The sequence below is a fragment of the Streptomyces iakyrus genome (assembly GCF_000717055.1).
In the GTDB taxonomy this organism is placed as follows: domain Bacteria; phylum Actinomycetota; class Actinomycetes; order Streptomycetales; family Streptomycetaceae; genus Streptomyces; species Streptomyces iakyrus.
Map to the genome: position 1 here is coordinate 2501 of NZ_JNXI01000062.1, position 2385 is coordinate 4885.

Here is a 2385-nt window from a genome sequence, read left to right on the forward strand (position 1 = left end):
AGTAGCGCGCTCAAGACCCGAAGCGGAGTGATCTAGCCATGGGCAGGTTGAAGCGGAGGTAAGACTTCGTGGAGGACCGAACCCACCAGGGTTGAAAACCTGGGGGATGACCTGTGGTTAGGGGTGAAAGGCCAATCAAACTCCGTGATAGCTGGTTCTCCCCGAAATGCATTTAGGTGCAGCGTCGTGTGTTTCTTGCCGGAGGTAGAGCACTGGATAGGCGATGGGCCCTACCGGGTTACTGACCTTAGCCAAACTCCGAATGCCGGTAAGTGAGAGCGCGGCAGTGAGACTGTGGGGGATAAGCTCCATGGTCGAGAGGGAAACAGCCCAGAGCATCGACTAAGGCCCCTAAGCGTACGCTAAGTGGGAAAGGATGTGGAGTCGCAGAGACAACCAGGAGGTTGGCTTAGAAGCAGCCACCCTTGAAAGAGTGCGTAATAGCTCACTGGTCTAGTGATTCCGCGCCGACAATGTAGCGGGGCTCAAGCGTACCGCCGAAGTCGTGTCATTGCAGCAATACGGCCAACGCCGGCTGTGATGGGTAGGGGAGCGTCGTGTGCCGGGTGAAGCAGCACCGGAAGGTAGTTGTGGACGGTTCACGAGTGAGAATGCAGGCATGAGTAGCGATTCACACGTGAGAAACGTGTGCGCCGATTGACTAAGGGTTCCTGGGTCAAGCTGATCTGCCCAGGGTAAGTCGGGACCTAAGGCGAGGCCGACAGGCGTAGTCGATGGATAACCGGTTGATATTCCGGTACCCGCTGTGAAGCGTCAAACATCGAGCATCGTGATGCTAAGGCCGTGAAGCCGCCCCGGAGCCTTCGGGCAAAGGGGAGTGGTGGAGCCGCTGAACCAAGCGGTTAGTAGGTGAGTGATGGGGTGACGCAGGAAGGTAGTCCATCCCGGGCGGTGGTTGTCCCGGGGTAAGGGTGTAGGCCGTGATCTAGGCAAATCCGGATCACACAAGGCTGAGACCTGATGCCGAGCCGATTGTGGTGAAGTGGATGATCCTATGCTGTCGAGAAAAGCCTCTAGCGAGTTTCATGGCGGCCCGTACCCTAAACCGACTCAGGTGGTCAGGTAGAGAATACCGAGGCGTTCGGGTGAACTATGGTTAAGGAACTCGGCAAAATGCCCCCGTAACTTCGGGAGAAGGGGGGCCACACCTGGTGATGGACTTTACGTCCTGAGCTGGGGGTGGCCGCAGAGACCAGCGAGAAGCGACTGTTTACTAAAAACACAGGTCCGTGCGAAGCCGTAAGGCGATGTATACGGACTGACGCCTGCCCGGTGCTGGAACGTTAAGGGGACCGGTTAGCTCAGATTCGTCTGGGCGAAGCTGAGAACTTAAGCGCCAGTAAACGGCGGTGGTAACTATAACCATCCTAAGGTAGCGAAATTCCTTGTCGGGTAAGTTCCGACCTGCACGAATGGCGTAACGACTTCTCGACTGTCTCAACCATAGGCCCGGTGAAATTGCACTACGAGTAAAGATGCTCGTTTCGCGCAGCAGGACGGAAAGACCCCGGGACCTTTACTACAGTTTGATATTGGTGTTCGGTTCGGCTTGTGTAGGATAGCTGGGAGACTGTGAGCTCTGGACGCCAGTTCAGGGGGAGTCGTCGTTGAAATACCAGTCTGGTCGTGCTGGATGTCTAACCTGGGTCCGTGATCCGGATCAGGGACAGTGTCTGATGGGTAGTTTAACTGGGGCGGTTGCCTCCTAAAGAGTAACGGAGGCGCCCAAAGGTTCCCTCAGCCTGGTTGGCAATCAGGTGTTGAGTGTAAGTGCACAAGGGAGCTTGACTGTGAGACCGACGGGTCGAGCAGGGACGAAAGTCGGGACTAGTGATCCGGCGGTGGCTTGTGGAAGCGCCGTCGCTCAACGGATAAAAGGTACCCCGGGGATAACAGGCTGATCTTCCCCAAGAGTCCATATCGACGGGATGGTTTGGCACCTCGATGTCGGCTCGTCGCATCCTGGGGCTGGAGTCGGTCCCAAGGGTTGGGCTGTTCGCCCATTAAAGCGGTACGCGAGCTGGGTTTAGAACGTCGTGAGACAGTTCGGTCCCTATCCGCTGTGCGCGTAGGAATATTGAGAAGGGCTGTCCCTAGTACGAGAGGACCGGGACGGACGAACCTCTGGTGTGCCAGTTGTTCTGCCAAGGGCATGGCTGGTTGGCTACGTTCGGGAGGGATAACCGCTGAAAGCATCTAAGCGGGAAGCCTGCTTCGAGATGAGTATTCCCACCTCCTTGAGAGGGTAAGGCTCCCAGTAGACGACTGGGTTGATAGGCCGGATATGGAAGCACGGTAACGTGTGGAGTTGACCGGTACTAATAGGCCGAGGGCTTGTCCTCAGTTGCTCGCGTCCACTGTGTT

General features: G+C 56.6%; 1 rRNA gene (running past one end of the window). It reads left to right on the plus strand.

The window, feature by feature from the left end:
* A 23S ribosomal RNA gene (locus OO68_RS41480) occupies window positions 1-2363 on the plus strand (it extends 726 nt beyond the left edge of the window).
* Window positions 2364-2385: the final 22 nt, after the last annotated feature.